Genomic DNA, 15,644 nt, shown 5'->3' on the forward strand with positions numbered 1-15,644 from the left:
ACCAGAGGAGTGCCATCCATGGCTTATCGCGGACGAAAAATTCGACCGCCGCGCCAAATCCGAGTTCGCGCAGAGCTTGTGACTTTCAGCTCGGCGTGTCATGCGGAGCGTCGGTGTGTGACCGCATCGAAGGTCTGCGTCAGCTCAGCGGGCGACATGCGAGTGCAGCTGCGACACAGTGGCATCGGCAACTCAGCGGTCGCGAGCGACACTCGACCTTCTTCGGCCGCCCGCGCGGTATGCCCTCAGCCACAACGCAAACCGGCCCCGGACGGGATTTCCATCCGGGGCCGATTTCAGTCGACTACCCCCGCAGCACCGCGCCGACCGCGCCGGCGGCCGCAGCGACTGCCGAGTCACGCGCGGCACTCGCCTCGTCCTCGGTCAGGGTCCGGTCGGTGGCACGGAAACGCAGGGCATAGGTGAGCGACTTGCGTCCCTCCCCCGCTTGCGCGCCCTCGTACACATCGAACAGGGCGATATCTTCGAGCAACGTACCGCCGCCAGTGCGCAGCGCCGATTCGACCGAGGCAGCGGGCACCGACTTGGCGACGCTCACCGAGACGTCCTGCAGTACCGCCGGGAACGGGGAAACCACTGGGACGGGCCGAGATTCGCGCAACGGCAGCGCATCGAGATCGAGTTCGACGGCACAGGTGCGCGGCGGCAGACCCGCCCGCTCCAAAACGGCCGGATGCAATTCACCCGCATGCCCGATGACCTGACCATCGACCACCAGCTCGGCGCACCGCCCCGGATGCCACGGCAGGTAGACCCCTGGGCGACGCTCGATGCTCACCCCCGCCGCATCGGCGACGGCGTCGGCGAGCGCGAAGGCATCGGCGGCCTCCGCCGGACGTCCGGCACCCCACGGCCCGCGCGGTTCCCGTCGACCCGTCAGCACCGCGCCGATATGCACCGGCTGCGCGGGCAGCGAATCGATCAGCTCCTCGATCTGCGCATCGGTCGGACGGCGATCCACCGGCAACGCCGCCACCGCACGCACATTGGGACCTGGTAGCACTACCTGCGCGATCCCGAAGATCGCGAGATCGCGCGCACCCCGAGAGATATTGCGCGCGGCCACTTCCAGCAGCCCCGGCAGCAGGGTGGTCGCCAATTCCGCGCGCTCCACATCGAGCGGGTTCAGCACCCGCGTGGTGTTGCGGCGCGGATCGTCGGCGTCCAAGCCCCAAATGTCGAAAATCCCGGCGGCGAGGAACAGCGGCGGCGGCACCTCGACGCATCCGGCGAAGCCCAGCGCCCGACTCACCGCGCGCCGACGGCGCTGCGCGGCGGTCAGCCCGCGCCCGGCCGGCGCGGTCGGAATGACCGACGGAATCTGCTCCAGCCCCTCCAGCCGCAGCACCTCTTCGACGAGGTCGGCGGGCTGGGCCAGATCCGGCCGCCAGCTCGGCGGCGTGACGACGAGCTGTCCGTGCCCGGTGGCCTCATCGACACCCACCTCGACCGTGCAGCCGATCTGCGCGAGCCGACGCGCCGAGGTGCCGGTCGGATACACCACGCCGGCCACCCGATCGGCGAGATCGATATCGATCCGGATCGGCGGCGCGGCAGGCACCGGCACACGCACATCGGTGAGGGCGGATTGCACTGTGCCACCGGCGATTTCGGCCAGCAGCGTGGCAGCGCGATCGAGCGCGACGACATTGATCTCCGGATCCACGACCCGCTCGTAACGCTTACCGGCCTCGGAGACCAGCTTGTGCCGGCGCGCGGTCCGGTAGACCAGCAGCGGATTCCAGGTGGCGGCCTCCAGCACGATATCGGTCGACTCCGCGCCGACTTCCGTTGTCGCACCGCCCATTACACCCGCGAGGGAGACCACACCGGAATCGTCGGCGATCACCACATCCTCGGCATCGAGCACCCGCTCGACCTCGTCCAGAGTGCGCAGCGTCTCACCGTTGTCGGCGGTGCGCACGACGAGACCGCCGGTGAGCTTGGCCGCATCGAAGGCGTGCAGCGGCTGGCCGAGCTCGAGCATCACATAGTTGGTGACATCGACCGCGGGCGAAATCGGGCGCACACCCGACAGCAGCAGCCGACGCTGTAACCACCAGGGGCTCACCGCATTCGGGTCGATACCGATGACCCGGCGCACCGCGAAACGGGTGCACTTGGACTCCGGTTCGAGCCGGACCGGCCACGCGTCCTGCTCGTCATCGGCCAGTGTCCGCACCGCCGGATCCGCGTATTCGAGATCGAAGCCGCATGCCAGCTCGCGCGCAAGACCGCGGGTCGAGAAGCAGTACCCGCGATCCGGCGTGATGTTCAGCTCGATGACCGTATCGTCGAGTCCGAGCAGCTCATTGGCGTCGGTGCCCGGTTCGGCGGTACCCGGCTCGAGCACCAGAATGCCCGAATGATCCTTGCCGATACCGAGTTCGGCGACCGAGCAGATCATGCCGTTGGACACATGCCCGTAGGTCTTGCGCGAGGAGATCTGGAATCCGCCCGGCAGCACCGCGCCCGGCAGCACCACGACAACCAGGTCGCCAACGGCGAAGTTCGTTGCGCCGCAGACGATCTCCTGCAGATCGGGGTTGCCGACATCCACCTTGCAGAACCGGATCGGCTTCTTGAACTCGGTCAGCTCGGTGATCTCGGCGACGCGACCGACCACCAGCGGCCGATCGATATCACCGGTCACCCGCTCGAGCTTGTCGACCTCTTCGACCTCCAGCCCGACGCGGACGAATCCGGCATCGAGCTCCTCCGGGGTCACCGACCAGTCGGGGGTGGTCCGGCGCAGGATTTCGGTCAGCCAGGACTGCGCTACTCGCACTTGACGTTTCGCTCTCTCGATCGAAGGTTCGTTGGAATCGACAAGCTCAGGACCGGACACCGAAGGGCAGCGTGAAGCGCACGTCGCCCTCGACGATGTCCCGCATGTCCGGGATGCCGTTGCGGAACTGCAGCGTCCGCTCCAGCCCCATGCCGAACGCGAACCCGCTGTACACCTCGGGATCGATCCCGCTGGCGATCAGCACCTTCGGGTTCACCATGCCGCAGCCGCCCCATTCGACCCAGCCCGCGCCGCCCTTCTTGTCCGGGAACCACACGTCGACCTCGGCCGATGGCTCGGTGAACGGAAAGTAGTTGGGGCGCATACGTGTGCGGGTATCCGGCCCGAACAGGGCGCGCGCGAACGCGTCCAGGGTGCCGCGCAGATGCGCCATGGTCAGACCCTTGTCCACCGCCAGACCCTCCACCTGGGAGAAGACCGGGGTGTGGGTGGCGTCGAGTTCGTCGGTGCGGAAGGTCCGGCCGGGGCACACCACATAGATCGGCAGCTCGCGCTCGAGCAGCGAACGCACCTGGACCGGTGAGGTGTGCGTGCGCAGCACCTGCCGCGAACCCTCCGGTGCGATATGGAAGGTGTCCTGCATCGTGCGGGCCGGATGGTCGGGCAGGAAATTCAGCGCGTCGAAATTGAAGTGCTCGGTCTCGACCTCGGGCCCCTCGGCGACCTCCCATCCCATCGCGACGAAGACATCCGCGATCTGCTCGGAGATAACCGTGATCGGATGGCGCGCTCCGACGGCGTCCCGACGCGCGGGCAGCGTCACATCGATCGTCTCGGCGACCAGCACGGCCGCGTCGCGCTCGGCGAGCAGCACCGTGCGGCGCGATTCGAAGGCCTCCGATACCCGCGCCCGCGCGACATTCACGCGCTTGCCCGCGTCCGCCTTCTCCGACTTCGGCAAGCTGCCGAGCGCACGCTGGGCCAAGGCCAGCGGCGCCTTACCGCCGAGATGCTCGGTCTTCGCGACCGCGAGCGCATCGAGATCGGCGGCCGCCGCAAACGCCTTCTCGGCCTCCGCCGCGGCGGCGGCCAATGCCTCTTCGCTCAGCGCTGCGTTCTCGACTCCATCGTTGTCGTCGGCCACGATCGTTCGTCTCTCCCCTGGGGATCGGTTGGCGGGTCCGCGTAATTGCCTACCCACATTGCTGCTGGTCGAATCGTATTCGATGCGCCGCGGCCGATTCATCCGGATTACCGCTGTGGCGCTTGCCGAGCGTGTGCCAGCTCGAACTTGCGCAGTTCACCCACGGCCAGCGCGGCTCTACGGCCAGCGGCAATTCGTTGATCGCCACAGCGCGCCGCAGTTCCCATTTCCGACGACGAACAGCGCGTACCCCGCGACGAGGACCAGGATTGCGAACAGCGCACGCATAGGCCTCGCCGCAGGTTGCGCCCGGTTCGATGCCCGGCACGCACCACTCATGTCCAAAAGCCCGTCGTGATAGGGCCCGGAAGTGGCGCGCACCCTGCGACGGCGGCCATACCAGAACGCAGCTGTGCGCCCGCCCCACGCGAATGACATGGGGCGGGCGCATAGCCGCCGATCAGTGCCGTGACGATCAGTCCACTGCTGTGATGCGGCTGGGCAACAGCCGGGAAAGCACCGCGCCCACCGCGACGATCGCGGCGCCGACCCACACGGCGGGAATCAGACCGTCGACGAAGCTCTGCGGATCGGTGTAGGAGCCGTGTGAGGCAAAGACCGACGCCAGCACGGCGACACCCATGGCGACACCCACCTCACGGATGGTGCTGTTGGTGCCCGAAGCCATCGCCCGATCCTCTGGACTCGCACTGGCCATCACCACGGTCGCACCGGGCGCGAAGGTCAGCCCCATCCCGATGCCACCCAGCAGAAACGGACCGACGAATGCGAGGTAGCTCGCGTCGACCGAGGCCACCGCCGCCATCCAGGCCAGGGCCACCGCCAGCAACGTCTGTCCGGCCGTCAGCAGATTCCGCGCGCCGACCCGATCCACGACCAATCCGGCCAGCGGCGCGACCACCATCGGCGCCATCGTCCACGGCATGGTCCGGATGCCGGATTGCAACGGCCCGAAGCCCTGCACTACCTGGAAGTACTGCGCCAGCAAGAAGATCGAGCCGAAGACGCCGACCGAGAAGGTGAAGACGGTGGTATTGCTCACCCGAAATGCGCGGGAGCGGAACAATCGCAGCGGCAGCATCGGATCCGGTGTCCGCAACTCCCAGGCGATCAGCAGGCCGAGCAGCACCGCACCGCCGATCAGTGCGGCCAGCACGCCGGTCGAGGTCCAACCGTCATCGGCGCCGTGGATCACGCCCCACACCACCGCGAGCACGCCGCCCGCGGACAGCACCAGCCCGAGCGGATCCAGCCGCTTGGCCCGCCCGTGCGATTCGGTCAGCACCCGCGCCGCGAAGGGCAGCGCCAGCACGCCGATCGGCACGTTCACCCAGAAGATCCACTGCCAGCTCAGCCCCTCGACCACCGCACCGCCGATCAGCGGTCCGAGCGCGACGCCGAGCCCGGAGATGCCACCCCAGATGCCGATGGCGGCACTGCGCATCTTCTCCGGGACCGCCGATGACAACAGGGTCAGCGAAAGCGGCATCACCGCGGCCGCACCGAAACCCTGAATCGCCCTGGCGGCGATCAACATCCAGGGCTCGGTGGCCAGCGCGCAGGCCGCCGATGCCGCTGTGAAGACCGCGATACCGGCCAGGAAGATCCGGCGTCGACCGAGCCGGTCCCCGATGGACGTGGCGGTGAGCAGCAGCGATGCGAAGGCCAGCGTGTAGGCGTTGACGAACCATTGCAGATCGGCGAGGGAGGCGCCGAGTTCGGTGCGGATCACCGGCAGCGCATTGGTCACCACCAGGTTGTCCAGCGTGACCATGAACATCGGGATGCCGACCGCGGCCAGCACGGCCGCCAGCGCGCGGCCGCCAGCACGCGGTTCGACGGGCGCCTGCGGGGCGGCGGTTACGAGTGTCTCGGACATGTCCAGCCTTTGTTGTAATCGACTGATAACTAACTGCTCGGACAGTATGCATCGACTGATAACATGTCAAGGGCAGGCGGCCGACGACGAAGTGGAGCACGATGGCGAGTCCAGCCCGAACCCGGATGACCGCGACCGAACGCAGCGCGGAAGTATTGCGCGCGGCCATCACCGCTTTCGCCGAATCAGGTTATGCCGCAACGAAAACCGATGAGATCGCACGACTGGCCGGAGTTTCGCAGCCATATGTGATCCGCCTCTTCGGCACCAAACAGCAACTGTTCCTGGCCGCGGCGAACCAAGTATGCGACCGCATCGAAGTCATCTTCCGCGCGGCCGCCGCCGAAGGCATCACACCCGACTCCACGCAGGACGAGAAGATGCGCGCGCTCGGCCAGGGCTACAAGACGTTCCTCAACGAACGCGAACTACTCCTGGTGCTGCTGCATGCCTTCGCCGCCGCCTCCGATCCGGCCATCGGCCCGAACGTCCGCGAACGCTTCGGCGGCATCTACAGCGTGATCCAAGAGCTCACCGACGCCTCCATCACGGAGATTTGCCGCTTCCTCGGCAACGGCATGCTGCTCACCGTGATGGCCGCCATGGGTGTCGCCGGCCCCGATTCGGTCGAGGTCTGCTGGGCCACCGACATGCTCGAAAGCCTCCGCGCCGAGGCGGAGTAGCTGGTGTGTCCCGCGCGGTGGCGGCACGGTCTGCGGGTGCGCAGTTTTGCTCATGGTGATCCAGACCGATGGCAACGGCGTCGTGGTGCCGGAAAATGCGCGAGACCGCTTCGTCGCGGTTGATGGCAGCGCAGTCGATTTGTCCCCACGACCATGTCAGGAGTATCTCGCTTGACCACATCACTGCCGGTGAATCTCAAGCACACCAATGATATTCACCCCTCGGTCGATGTACCGCTGATACGCGAGGCGGTATGTCCGGAGCGGACGTTGTGGGCGCCGGCGGAATTGCGGGAATTGACCAGGTCGGTTGCCGATGCCATGGCAACACCGCTCCTGGACATCGTTCGGTTCGATCCGCAGCAACGTTGGTGGACCCGGCTGGCGCTGACCATGGGCGTCGAGGTGTGGCTGCTGTCGTGGGCACCGGGACAGGGCACCGAACCACACGATCACGGCGGTGCGTCCGGCTCGTTCACGGTATCCATCGGCGAACTCGGCGAGGAATACCGTCATCCGGATGGCCCGGTCCGCACGGCGCAATGGCGGGCGGGCGAAACTGTCGCCTTCGGACCTGAACGCGCGCACCGGCTGCGCAATCACAGCACCCGCCCGGCCGCTTCGGTACACGCTTATTCACCACCGCTTCGACCGGTCCGCGAGTACCGCGCGCTCACGGATTTCGTGGGCGTATGAGCGAGCGAACATTCAACACAGCCGCCATGGTGGTCATGACGGAGCCGAGCGCTAGGGAGGCGCAATCATGAGCGCCGAGGAAAGGCTCGACCAGGCGCGGGCCAAACTGAATCGCGTTGACCCGCAGCAGACGGCGGCACTGCTGGCCGAGGGCGCATTGGTCGTCGATATCCGCCCACACGCCAACCGGCTCGCCGAGGGCGAAATCCCCGGCTCGGTCGTGGTGGAACGAATCGTGCTGGAATGGCGGCTCGACCCGACCGGCGCGCACCGGCTACCCGGCCTCACCGAGCACACACCGGTGGTGCTGGTCTGTAACGAGGGCTACGCCTCCAGCCTCGCCGCCGCCGACGTCCTCGAACTCGGCCTGCACCGAGCCACCGACCTCATCGGCGGTTTCCGGGCGTGGCAAGCGGCTGGTCTACCGGTAGTCCCCGGCGGCACAACAGCCGTCCCCTAGCCCTCCGCCTCGAGCTTGCGGCGCCAAGCCCTCCAGCCCGAACTGTCGCATATCCGGTGCGCGGGCGCAGAAGGTAGAACCTGCGCCGACCACCACCGGATATCCGCAAAATGTCCCACGTGCTGCCCGCGGTTTCGTGGTAGCACTTGTGCCCGTCGTAGCCGGTACCGGATACACCCGATCCGACCGGCTGCACCAGACCAGGAAACGCATCCTTCATCTTGTCGAGCTCCGACTTACCCTCGCCCTTGCGGATGACGACCAACGCCAGGACAGCAGCCACGACACCAACGACGAACCAGCCAGTGGGATTCGACGACCTGGGCATTCCGGGGTACGGCGGCATACCTGGCTGCGGCGCAAATCCCGCCGGCGGCGGCCAACCACCTTGATTGACAGGAAAGTTGAGGTAAGGGATGTTGGGGTGCCGGTGCGGACCAGTTCTGCCCGTTGTAGTGCATGTTTCCCCGATTGTTGATCAACGGGATGCGACACTTCTAGCCGTAAACCGCACTACCCCGGCAGCAACCTTCTTTAAGTGTTTCGCAATCTCGGAACAATCTTCAGCTGGATGAATGCCTCTCGCAGCATTCTTGTCATACGGTGACCGCGCTTGAAGGAATACCGGGCGACGAGGTGACCCGCGGCGCCAGTCATTGGTTCGACAGCTCGTCAAGTATCGGCCCGGAGTCGGGAATTCGGTGCCACCACCATGGCCTATTCGATAAGTCCGCCTCTTCGAACTCTGCAACGAGATTCTTTTCATCCGGCTGGGTGATAGAAACAAATTGTTTATCGATTTCTGTTGTCAGGAAGGAAATTTTGCCCCGAATCGAATCGGGCATCTGCGACATCGACTTTTCGAGCGAGCTCCGCATAGACATTGCTGCCAGCAAATCATAAGCGCCCCAGACCTTCGGATCTGACGTGGGCTTAGCGCGGTCTTTATCGATCTTTTCTACATGTGCAGCCCAGGCCGCGACCAGCTCCAGGACAGTGAACGACCGCCGCCCGACCTGATAGGGCTGCGACTTGATGTCCGCGAGTTCCGTGTCAGAGAACCCTTCATAGTATTCTTCGGCTCCGATATTGCCCATGTCTCATCTCTGTGGGTATTAAGTGGTGCTTTTCCAAGGCACGTCTCGATTGACGATTACCCGGACACCATTGTAAGCGTATCGAACCGAGTTTCCTTTCCCTGGCGAAGTCCTTCCCTTTTCCAGAGCCTCCTCGATCTCCGGCAGGCTCGGCCGTCCCATCGCGGGGTTGTCGTCGCCCGCATGCCCGCGAGCAAACTCTGCGATCTCATCGCGAGAAAACCCCGTACCTTCGAAATTCTCGTCCGCAGCTGAACTCCCCGGAGCACCTGTGTCATTTTCGTCGATATACACTTTCATCAGGATGATGGCCGCCAGTTTCGCGGCTTCCTGAGTGAGGTCGGGGACTTTGTCGAACGCGGTGACCGTGAAGGCTGTGGCTCCCGCGGCTCCTGCCGCGGTGCCGATTATTTTGATGAGTTTGCTGGTGTCGTAGGTGCTTTTGAGCACTCTGGCGGTGTTGCCGGCGATCGCTACGACGCCGGCGGCGACGTCGCTGAGGGCGGCGGTGATCCAGGAGGCGGCGACACCGATGACGACAGTGGTTCCGGCTGCTATCAAGGCGTTGGTGACCGCGTCCCGGAATCTGTCGCGGGTTTCGGAGGTCGCGGTGCTGTATTCGGCGACGGGTGTGGCGAGGTTGAGGGATGCGGATTATTTTGGCGCCTGCATCTACTTCACGACCGCACGCAAGCGGGAGGCGCACGGCGAACGGGAACACGCCGCCGCGCCCAAGGATCGGCAGTTGGTTCCTCGGCTTCATCCTGCAAGGGGTACCGAACGCCGAAAGTACTTTGCCGACATGCCGTTCGCCGCCAGACTCACCTGGCGCCCGCTCGGCCGCACCTTCGCCAAGGAGTGCCGCTCGATCTATGGAACAGATCCCGAATAGATCCTCGCGCAGACTGGGGCCCACAACGCGAGTGTGCATCCTGTGATCATCTAAGTAGCGGTCCGGTTCCAGCAGTTGAGGTTTGGTTAGGCAACGAGGTACCGGCGCGAACTCATCGAGTCAGTTGCCAGAATTTTGATCCAACACTGCGATGATTCTCTTGAAATCACGTACCGAACGCTGGCAGAACTCTCGATCCGTCTTCACTAAGAGGTCTACAGCTTGCGCTTCGGTTGCCAGTCCGTGAAGTTCTTTCTCAGCCATTACTCGTGAAGGTACGAGCACGCAGTTTCGTCGGGTAGTGTCGAACACCCAGTCGATCTCTCGATTGTCGGCAAAAGCGGCCTCATGCAACAGTTCAGCAACACGAACTGGCCGAGGTTCGGGGAAACGCCAGACAACAAGCGGCGGAGCGGGAGTGCCGTCATCACCGATGCCGCCCGCATGGCGATACCACTCCAGGTCTCCGTACCACTTCAGTCGAGTAATAAAGTCACCAGAATTCATTACCCTACTTCCTTCATCGTAGCGCCGTCATTATCTCCCATAATAATCTTCCGCCATCGCTCGATAGGAATGGGTTCGCACTATGCTCGGATCGTAGACATATTTGTCGTCGATATATACCGTAGTGGCGCCGGAGAACTATCGGTCGGTGACTGAGACCAGCTCAATCGTTGATATCATCTGAGTCGTAGTTTAATTCGAGGTCAGCTGGCCGAGACGGCCACGGAGGTGCCTGAATTCTGGCTCCTGACCATTTATCTACGGTCACAACCGGATAATCTGACTGATTTGCGATACCTGATCTATTCCAAATGAGAATATCACCCCAGAAAACCTCAGCTGGTATCTCGGGACGCCGATCGGACACAAACATGTTCCACCCATTTCGGAAGCCGATTCGCAAGCTGCCGGACTTGAAGAATACTGGCGATACGATTGGCTCTGTAAGCGTCCGTTCGATTTCGGATTTCGGCCAGTAGGTGATCGCATGACGGTCGGGATCGTCTTCGGCAAGAGATCGTGGCGACAGTTCGGCACCGTATCCGGCAGCTATCCTGAATCCGGAATCCAGGTGGAATTCGAATCCATCGGGTCGCCATTCTATATTGGCAATGCGGCTTCCACGTAAAGGTTGTATTATCCACCTGTCGTCGTACTCTTTAATCTCCGAGTTCACATCTCCCCTTCGTCATCTGTCCAGCTCATCGCGGATATTTCCAATACTATCGTCCGACGCAGTGCCGTCCGGCTTCTTCACGTATACCTCACCGGATTCCAGATCGACCACAACATCTGGATTCTTATTCGCACCATCCCCGCGCCATGCCCCGTAAGACTTGATTCTGTGGATGGCTTCTCTGACATCTTTCGCTGGCACACCGTAGTAACTGGCGATCTTGTTGATCTTCGTTGTCTGTGAGGCCGTGGTAAACGCACCGCTAGGGCTGTTTGGATTGATGTCATCCGAATCGGCATCATCGATGAGTACCTTCATGGCGATGATGGCACCGAGTTTGATGGCGATATCGGTGAGGCTGGGGACTTTGTCGAACGCGGTGACCGTTAAGGCCGCGGTTCCCGCGACTGCTGCCGCGGTGCCGATTATTTTGATGAGTTTGCTGGTGTCGTAGGTGCTTTTGAGCACTCTGGCGGTGTTGCCGGCGATCGCTACGACGCCGACGCCGGCGGCGACGTCGCTGAGGGCGGCGGTGATCCAGGAGGCAGCGACACCGATGACGACAGTGGTTCCGGCTGCTATCAGAGCGTTGGTGACCGCGTCCCGGAATTTGTCGCGGGTTTCGGAGGTGGCGGTGCTGTATTCGGCGACGGGTGTGGCGAGGCTGAGGGATGCCGAGGCAAGTTGGGTGGCGCCGCCGTTGAGGGTGGTGAGGTGGCCGAGGAGGGGTTCGAGGCCTTTCTTGTCCTGGATGTCGCTGAAAAGGTTGGTGATCTCGGTGATCCGGGATGCGGCGTCGGTGATGGTTTTGTGTTCGGCGAAGGTTTTCCAGGTCAATGCGGCCTTGGCGAGTTTGTCTTTGTTGCCGTTGGGCAGCTTGCTTCCGAACTCTTCCTGGATCTTCCCGACCAGGGCGTCGTAGAAGCCGGGGATACTGCCCTTTCCCTCGGTGACACCGTCGCCGTTGTTGCCTACCGAAGTCGGGATAGTGACCTTGTACTCCGACATCGCAGTCACGGTTGGCCGGTCGGGCATCGGGTTGGAGTTATTGCCGAGTGCCCAGTTGTGTCCGGCGGCGTAGAGCATGTTGCCGAAGTTGGTGAGAGCGTCGGCCAGGTTCGTGCAGGTCTGCATCGTTTCCTGGGCGACGCGGTCGTAGGTCTTGCCCCATGCTTCGCAGCCCGCGGTGTCACCGGCCATGCCCGCGCATTCACCTTTGACCGCATCGTGGACCGGTTTGTCGGCGGCACGGAGATCAGTGGCCAGGGCGTGGCATTTCTTGCCAGCGTCGTAGTAGGTCTGCCAGTCGATAACGAGTACACCCATGTGTCTTATCCCTGGGAGAACATTTTGTAATTCGTGTCGTGGGCGGTGGTGTAGCGCGCGTGGGCCACCTTGGCCGCGTCGCTCACATCCTTCACACCCTCGACGAATTCCCTTGCCCCAATGACCCATTGAGCGTGGGCATCGGCATATGCCTGGGCGGCAACGCCTTCCCACCCGCTGCCGACCAGGGTGGCAACTCGGTCATCGATCTCGTCGAGATGCTCGCCGATGAACCCGGCCAGACCCGACAGGCGGGTCACGACCTCATCGAGATGGTCGAGATCGACCGAAAACTGTGAGCTCATGGCAAATCCAAACTCGAAGTGCTCACGGTGGCGGCGTTGCTCTCATCACGCGCCTGATAGGTGTCGGCAGTGACGCCGAGCTTTTCCGCCATCCCGGTCAGAGCGGTCATGATCTTGGTGCCGCCATCGCGAACGTCAGTCCAGCCCTCGGAGAACTCGTTGGCCGCATCCCCGGTCCAGCTGCCATCGGTCAGCGAAGCCACGTCCTTCGCAGCGGAATCCAACGCCGCGCGCAGCGCCTCGGCCAACTCGTAGACGTACTTGCCGACCTCCCGCACCTTCTCGGGCACCACCGAAAGGTTCTGGCCAGAGGTTGATGTCCCCCCATCACTCATGACGCGAATCGTAACCGATGCACGTTGGGGTAGCGATAGAGCGAGGTGGGCGAGCTTGGGGCGCCGGGTGCGTAGGTTAGCGTGTCGCCTTCGACAGCGGCCTTGTTGGGACCGCCCGCTTCGAGTTCCATAGCGTGGCTGTGGAACTCGACATTGAGTGGGGCGAATGCCGTCATGGACAGGTCTGTCTCCCCCCATTGTGGGTTGCGAAATCCTGTGCCGCGCGTACATTTCCGCTGCTGCGGGTAGTTCAGCGTCCGGGCGTCATTGATCGCGCTGGTCGGCGCGCCCCTGGATACTCGAATCACTCATTTCGAGGCACCGACGGCGGGGGGCGAAATCACGCCCAGTTGGTTCGGGGTACCGATCTGGCTGGGTTCTACATTCGCCTTCAACTCGTTGTAGCGAGCGGCGAATTCTTGATCCTGCTCGACGTATTTCTGGGCGATTGTGCGGTGGAGGTTTTGGATGTCGTCGACGATCTGATAGTGCTGCTGGAGGATGTCGTAGACGTTGTTGTCCGTGTCGGTGGCTGGATTGACGATCTTGGCCTTGCCACGGAAGCGAGCCACCAGTGTGGCGGCCGAGGTCATGCCGTCCGTTGTCTCGCCGAGACCCCAGTGCTCACGGTCCGAGATCGATTGCGCGATCCGTTGAAGGTCCCTTATCTCTTCTTTGAACGCCTCGCAGTCGCGTTCGATGTAGACGAATTCGTCGGCGTTGACCCGCACGTCGTCGCTGAAGCTGACGGTCAGCTTGCCGTCCTGAGCATCCTTAATCGCGATGGCCAGCGGCCCGGCTGATGCCGGCATCGTCGTATCGTTACTCATCGTTGGCATTCCTCCCCAGGGCTCCGGCTGGGATCGACCGGAGATCGATTCAAGCTTAGAGGGTGGCGGGTATCGCTGGAACGATTCCCTCCGCCAGGCGCTTAGCGATGTCACAAGAGTGCTGGGAGGCAGTCAGTTTGGCCGAAGGCGGGTTGATGATACTGACCTCGAGGCTGCCGCCCTTCATCTCGACATTCAAGATGCAGTGCTCCTTTAAATCGTTCTGCGCGCTTGGACTGTAGGTAAGTGCCGCCCGCCCGCCCATGCTGAACTCCTCAGCGACCTTAAAGTCCTTGTTGGCTCGCACCATCGCCAAGGTGATAGTGGTGGTGTCGATCGAGCCTGCGTATCCGTCGCCGCCAGCCTGAACCCAGCCGCAGCCGCGCCACTTGATGCCACCGGGCCTATCTGTGGTGTCAGCCCCCTTGTTCTTCAGCTTCTCCGACTGAATAAGAGCCTGCGGGATGTCCTTGCACGCGTCGAACCCGGCCGGTACATCCGCTGCGATGGTCGGCGTCGCCGACGCAGTGTTCGTATTACCCTTCGACTCCCCACCGGAGTTGCACGCCGAAGCCAGCATGACCACCCCCGCACCGAGAACCACACCCCGGACCACACCACTCCAGCTGGCCATCTCGTCCTCTCGTGCCAATGCCATCCCAGACCTGGGACCGGACCGGCTACCCCGCCCCCACCAAAGCTCGTCTAGACCGTACCGGCCAGGTCACCAGCACGCAAAGGCGTTGGGCCAGCGTCAGCCGAGCCGATGGCGTCCACCTAGCGTCGCCGACGCGCGCGCGTGGAGTTATAGGAACGAAAGAATCTAAGGCGAAAGCACCTGGGTTTCTTACGATTTCACATGGACACGCCACTCAGGACAGCTCGAGCCCCCCGCTCTGCAAACCTGCTGTGAACGCATCCCACTCGGCGGGTCTGAACACAAGAGCCGGTCCCATGGGGTCCTTCGAGTCCCGCACCCCGACCATGCCGCCTTCGAGGTGCGCGATTTCCACGCATGTGTCACGACTGGCTGACCTGCTGCTTTTGAACCATGCTGCGCTGGACAGGTCGATGCTCACGCTTGGTACTCCCTTGCAACTTTCAGTAGCAGTTCCCTGCTCTGCTCTTCGTACAACGCTACCTGTTGGATCTGCGCGATTGCAGTGCGGTACTGCGTGATTTCGGCTTCTTGATCCAAGTAGAGAGCCCCTGTATAGCCCTCCACATATACGACTGGAGGCTCGGTCAGCCGAGACGTCGGATGTACGGGAAATTCCATCAACACAAACGATCCCGTGATCAAGCCCCGATGGCTTCCGATCCGCTGAGGGATCACCCGAATCGACACGTTCGACGAGAGGCCAACGTCCGCAAGATGCCGAAGTTGCTCCGCCATCACAGCAGGACCGCCCACCTGATGGTGCAGCACCGACTCACCGAGGAGCACCCGGAACTCGAAGTCGCTTGCACTGTCCCGCAACCTCGACTGCCGCCGACTGTGGACCTCGATCAGCGTTTCCAGGGCAGCGGCGGCATGGCCGGGAAACTCGATCCATGCGAGCGCCCGCCGGTAATCCGGTGTCTGCAGCAGGCCGGGGACAAGGGTCAGCTGGAAGGTTGTCATCCGCTTCGCGGCCTCCTCCAACCCGATGAACAGGTTGAAGTCAGCTGGAACGGCATCACCGTACCTGTGCCACCAGCCCGGCTTCTTCGTCTCCGCGACGAGGCCGGTCAGCGCCGCACTCTCTTCTGCAGTCGCGCCGTACATCTCGCACAAGACGCCGACGTAGAGCTCCTTCAGCTTCGGCCCGCGTTGGCCCGACTCCATCCGCCACAGCGTCTGAGGTGACACCTCGATCGCCCTGGCCGCTGCGGTTGGCGATACACCAGACTCCTCTCGGAGCCTCTTCAACTGACGGCCCAACATCCGACGCGGTACAGCCGAACCGGTCATTACGTAGCCTCACTAGTCGTTGGCGTACATTTTGGAATGATCATGAGTGGCAATCTGGAAGTGCGGGAA

Annotated in this window: 18 protein-coding genes; 4 read left to right on the forward strand and 14 right to left on the reverse strand. The window is 63.1% G+C overall.

Translation table 11 applies throughout. The features are described from left to right. Positions 1-304: 304 nt before the first annotated feature. The 3 genes from pheT to AB0J47_RS28170 form a co-directional block, all read right to left on the reverse strand. Positions 305-2,809: a phenylalanine--tRNA ligase subunit beta gene (gene pheT / locus AB0J47_RS28160; protein WP_364352327.1), complete on the reverse strand. Its 2,505-nt coding sequence runs from the start codon at positions 2,807-2,809 to the stop codon at positions 305-307. Between the two features lie 46 nt (positions 2,810-2,855). Next, a complete protein-coding gene (gene pheS, locus AB0J47_RS28165) occupies positions 2,856-3,914 on the reverse strand; it encodes a phenylalanine--tRNA ligase subunit alpha (RefSeq protein ID WP_063044271.1) in 1,059 nt (352 codons plus the stop codon). A gap of 475 nt (positions 3,915-4,389) precedes the next feature. Further along, entirely contained in the window at positions 4,390-5,814 is a 1,425-nt protein-coding gene (locus AB0J47_RS28170; RefSeq protein ID WP_364352331.1) for an MFS transporter, read from the reverse strand. 101 nt (positions 5,815-5,915) lie between these two features. On the opposite strand from AB0J47_RS28170, the gene AB0J47_RS28175 reads away from it, so the two are divergent. The 3 genes from AB0J47_RS28175 (at position 5,916) to AB0J47_RS28185 (ending at position 7,653) form a co-directional block, all read left to right on the forward strand. Continuing rightward, a complete protein-coding gene (locus tag AB0J47_RS28175; RefSeq protein ID WP_364352334.1) occupies positions 5,916-6,497 on the forward strand; it encodes a TetR/AcrR family transcriptional regulator in 582 nt (193 codons plus the stop codon). Positions 6,498-6,668: 171 nt separating this feature from the next. Beyond that, positions 6,669-7,193 carry a cysteine dioxygenase family protein gene (locus AB0J47_RS28180; RefSeq protein WP_364352337.1) on the forward strand — a complete coding sequence of 175 codons (525 nt, stop codon included), beginning with the start codon at positions 6,669-6,671 and terminating at the stop codon, positions 7,191-7,193. A 67-nt stretch (positions 7,194-7,260) separates the two neighbouring features. Then, positions 7,261-7,653 (forward strand): rhodanese-like domain-containing protein, encoded by a 393-nt coding sequence (locus AB0J47_RS28185; protein WP_364352340.1) that lies wholly within the window; start codon positions 7,261-7,263, stop codon positions 7,651-7,653. A gap of 653 nt (positions 7,654-8,306) precedes the next feature. Here AB0J47_RS28185 and AB0J47_RS28190 read toward each other — a convergent pair. Further along, the gene (locus AB0J47_RS28190; RefSeq protein ID WP_364352343.1) at positions 8,307-8,750 is read right to left on the reverse strand and encodes a hypothetical protein; all 444 of its coding nucleotides are present in this window, start codon (positions 8,748-8,750) and stop codon (positions 8,307-8,309) included. 18 nt (positions 8,751-8,768) lie between these two features. After that, complete coding sequence (locus AB0J47_RS28195; RefSeq protein ID WP_364352346.1) at positions 8,769-9,311, reverse strand: hypothetical protein; 543 nt, start codon at positions 9,309-9,311, stop codon at positions 8,769-8,771. 7 nt (positions 9,312-9,318) lie between these two features. On the opposite strand from AB0J47_RS28195, the gene AB0J47_RS28200 reads away from it, so the two are divergent. Continuing rightward, positions 9,319-9,642 carry a hypothetical protein gene (locus tag AB0J47_RS28200; RefSeq protein ID WP_364352349.1) on the forward strand — a complete coding sequence of 108 codons (324 nt, stop codon included), beginning with the start codon at positions 9,319-9,321 and terminating at the stop codon, positions 9,640-9,642. Positions 9,643-9,762: 120 nt separating this feature from the next. On the opposite strand, the gene AB0J47_RS28205 is transcribed toward AB0J47_RS28200, so the two are convergent. From AB0J47_RS28205 to AB0J47_RS28245, 9 genes are all read right to left on the reverse strand, one after another. Then, positions 9,763-10,149, reverse strand: coding sequence for a hypothetical protein (locus tag AB0J47_RS28205; protein WP_364352352.1), 387 nt, complete (start codon positions 10,147-10,149; stop codon positions 9,763-9,765). A gap of 163 nt (positions 10,150-10,312) precedes the next feature. Beyond that, the gene (locus AB0J47_RS28210) at positions 10,313-10,825 is read right to left on the reverse strand and encodes a hypothetical protein (RefSeq protein WP_364352355.1); all 513 of its coding nucleotides are present in this window, start codon (positions 10,823-10,825) and stop codon (positions 10,313-10,315) included. Between the two features lie 12 nt (positions 10,826-10,837). Beyond that, positions 10,838-12,025, reverse strand: a complete 1,188-nt coding sequence (locus AB0J47_RS28215; protein WP_364352358.1) for a hypothetical protein — start codon at positions 12,023-12,025, stop codon at positions 10,838-10,840. Positions 12,026-12,156: 131 nt separating this feature from the next. Then, entirely contained in the window at positions 12,157-12,456 is a 300-nt protein-coding gene (locus AB0J47_RS28220; RefSeq protein ID WP_364352360.1) for a WXG100 family type VII secretion target, read from the reverse strand. Continuing rightward, entirely contained in the window at positions 12,453-12,791 is a 339-nt protein-coding gene (locus tag AB0J47_RS28225) for an ESX-1 secretion-associated protein (RefSeq protein WP_364352363.1), read from the reverse strand. The genes AB0J47_RS28220 and AB0J47_RS28225 overlap by 4 nt, the downstream gene beginning before the upstream one ends. A 308-nt stretch (positions 12,792-13,099) precedes the next feature. Next, positions 13,100-13,621, reverse strand: coding sequence for a hypothetical protein (locus AB0J47_RS28230; RefSeq protein ID WP_364352366.1), 522 nt, complete (start codon positions 13,619-13,621; stop codon positions 13,100-13,102). A 55-nt stretch (positions 13,622-13,676) separates the two neighbouring features. Then, positions 13,677-14,279: a DUF3558 domain-containing protein gene (locus tag AB0J47_RS28235; RefSeq protein WP_364352369.1), complete on the reverse strand. Its 603-nt coding sequence runs from the start codon at positions 14,277-14,279 to the stop codon at positions 13,677-13,679. 214 nt (positions 14,280-14,493) lie between these two features. Beyond that, entirely contained in the window at positions 14,494-14,700 is a 207-nt protein-coding gene (locus tag AB0J47_RS28240) for a DUF397 domain-containing protein (protein WP_364352372.1), read from the reverse strand. Beyond that, on the reverse strand, positions 14,697-15,575 hold the full coding sequence (locus AB0J47_RS28245) for a helix-turn-helix transcriptional regulator (RefSeq protein WP_364352375.1): 879 nt from the start codon (positions 15,573-15,575) through the stop codon (positions 14,697-14,699). The genes AB0J47_RS28240 and AB0J47_RS28245 overlap by 4 nt, the downstream gene beginning before the upstream one ends. Between the last annotated feature and the right edge of the window lie 69 nt (positions 15,576-15,644).

It is taken from the genome of Nocardia sp. NPDC049737 (assembly GCF_040674755.1).
Classification (GTDB): domain Bacteria; phylum Actinomycetota; class Actinomycetes; order Mycobacteriales; family Mycobacteriaceae; genus Nocardia.

Coding starts and splice junctions, on each gene's coding strand:
- AB0J47_RS28245 (WP_364352375.1), bottom strand. CDS start 15,575: ATGACCGGTTCGGCTGTACCGCGTCGGATGTTGGGCCGTCAGTTGAAG.
- AB0J47_RS28185 (WP_364352340.1), top strand. CDS start 7,261: ATGAGCGCCGAGGAAAGGCTCGACCAGGCGCGGGCCAAACTGAATCGC.
- AB0J47_RS28235 (WP_364352369.1), bottom strand. CDS start 14,279: ATGGCATTGGCACGAGAGGACGAGATGGCCAGCTGGAGTGGTGTGGTC.
- AB0J47_RS28215 (WP_364352358.1), bottom strand. CDS start 12,025: ATGGCCGGTGACACCGCGGGCTGCGAAGCATGGGGCAAGACCTACGAC.
- AB0J47_RS28175 (WP_364352334.1), top strand. CDS start 5,916: ATGGCGAGTCCAGCCCGAACCCGGATGACCGCGACCGAACGCAGCGCG.
- AB0J47_RS28225 (WP_364352363.1), bottom strand. CDS start 12,791: ATGAGTGATGGGGGGACATCAACCTCTGGCCAGAACCTTTCGGTGGTG.
- AB0J47_RS28230 (WP_364352366.1), bottom strand. CDS start 13,621: ATGAGTAACGATACGACGATGCCGGCATCAGCCGGGCCGCTGGCCATC.
- AB0J47_RS28170 (WP_364352331.1), bottom strand. CDS start 5,814: ATGTCCGAGACACTCGTAACCGCCGCCCCGCAGGCGCCCGTCGAACCG.
- AB0J47_RS28220 (WP_364352360.1), bottom strand. CDS start 12,456: ATGAGCTCACAGTTTTCGGTCGATCTCGACCATCTCGATGAGGTCGTG.
- AB0J47_RS28205 (WP_364352352.1), bottom strand. CDS start 10,149: ATGAATTCTGGTGACTTTATTACTCGACTGAAGTGGTACGGAGACCTG.
- AB0J47_RS28190 (WP_364352343.1), bottom strand. CDS start 8,750: ATGGGCAATATCGGAGCCGAAGAATACTATGAAGGGTTCTCTGACACG.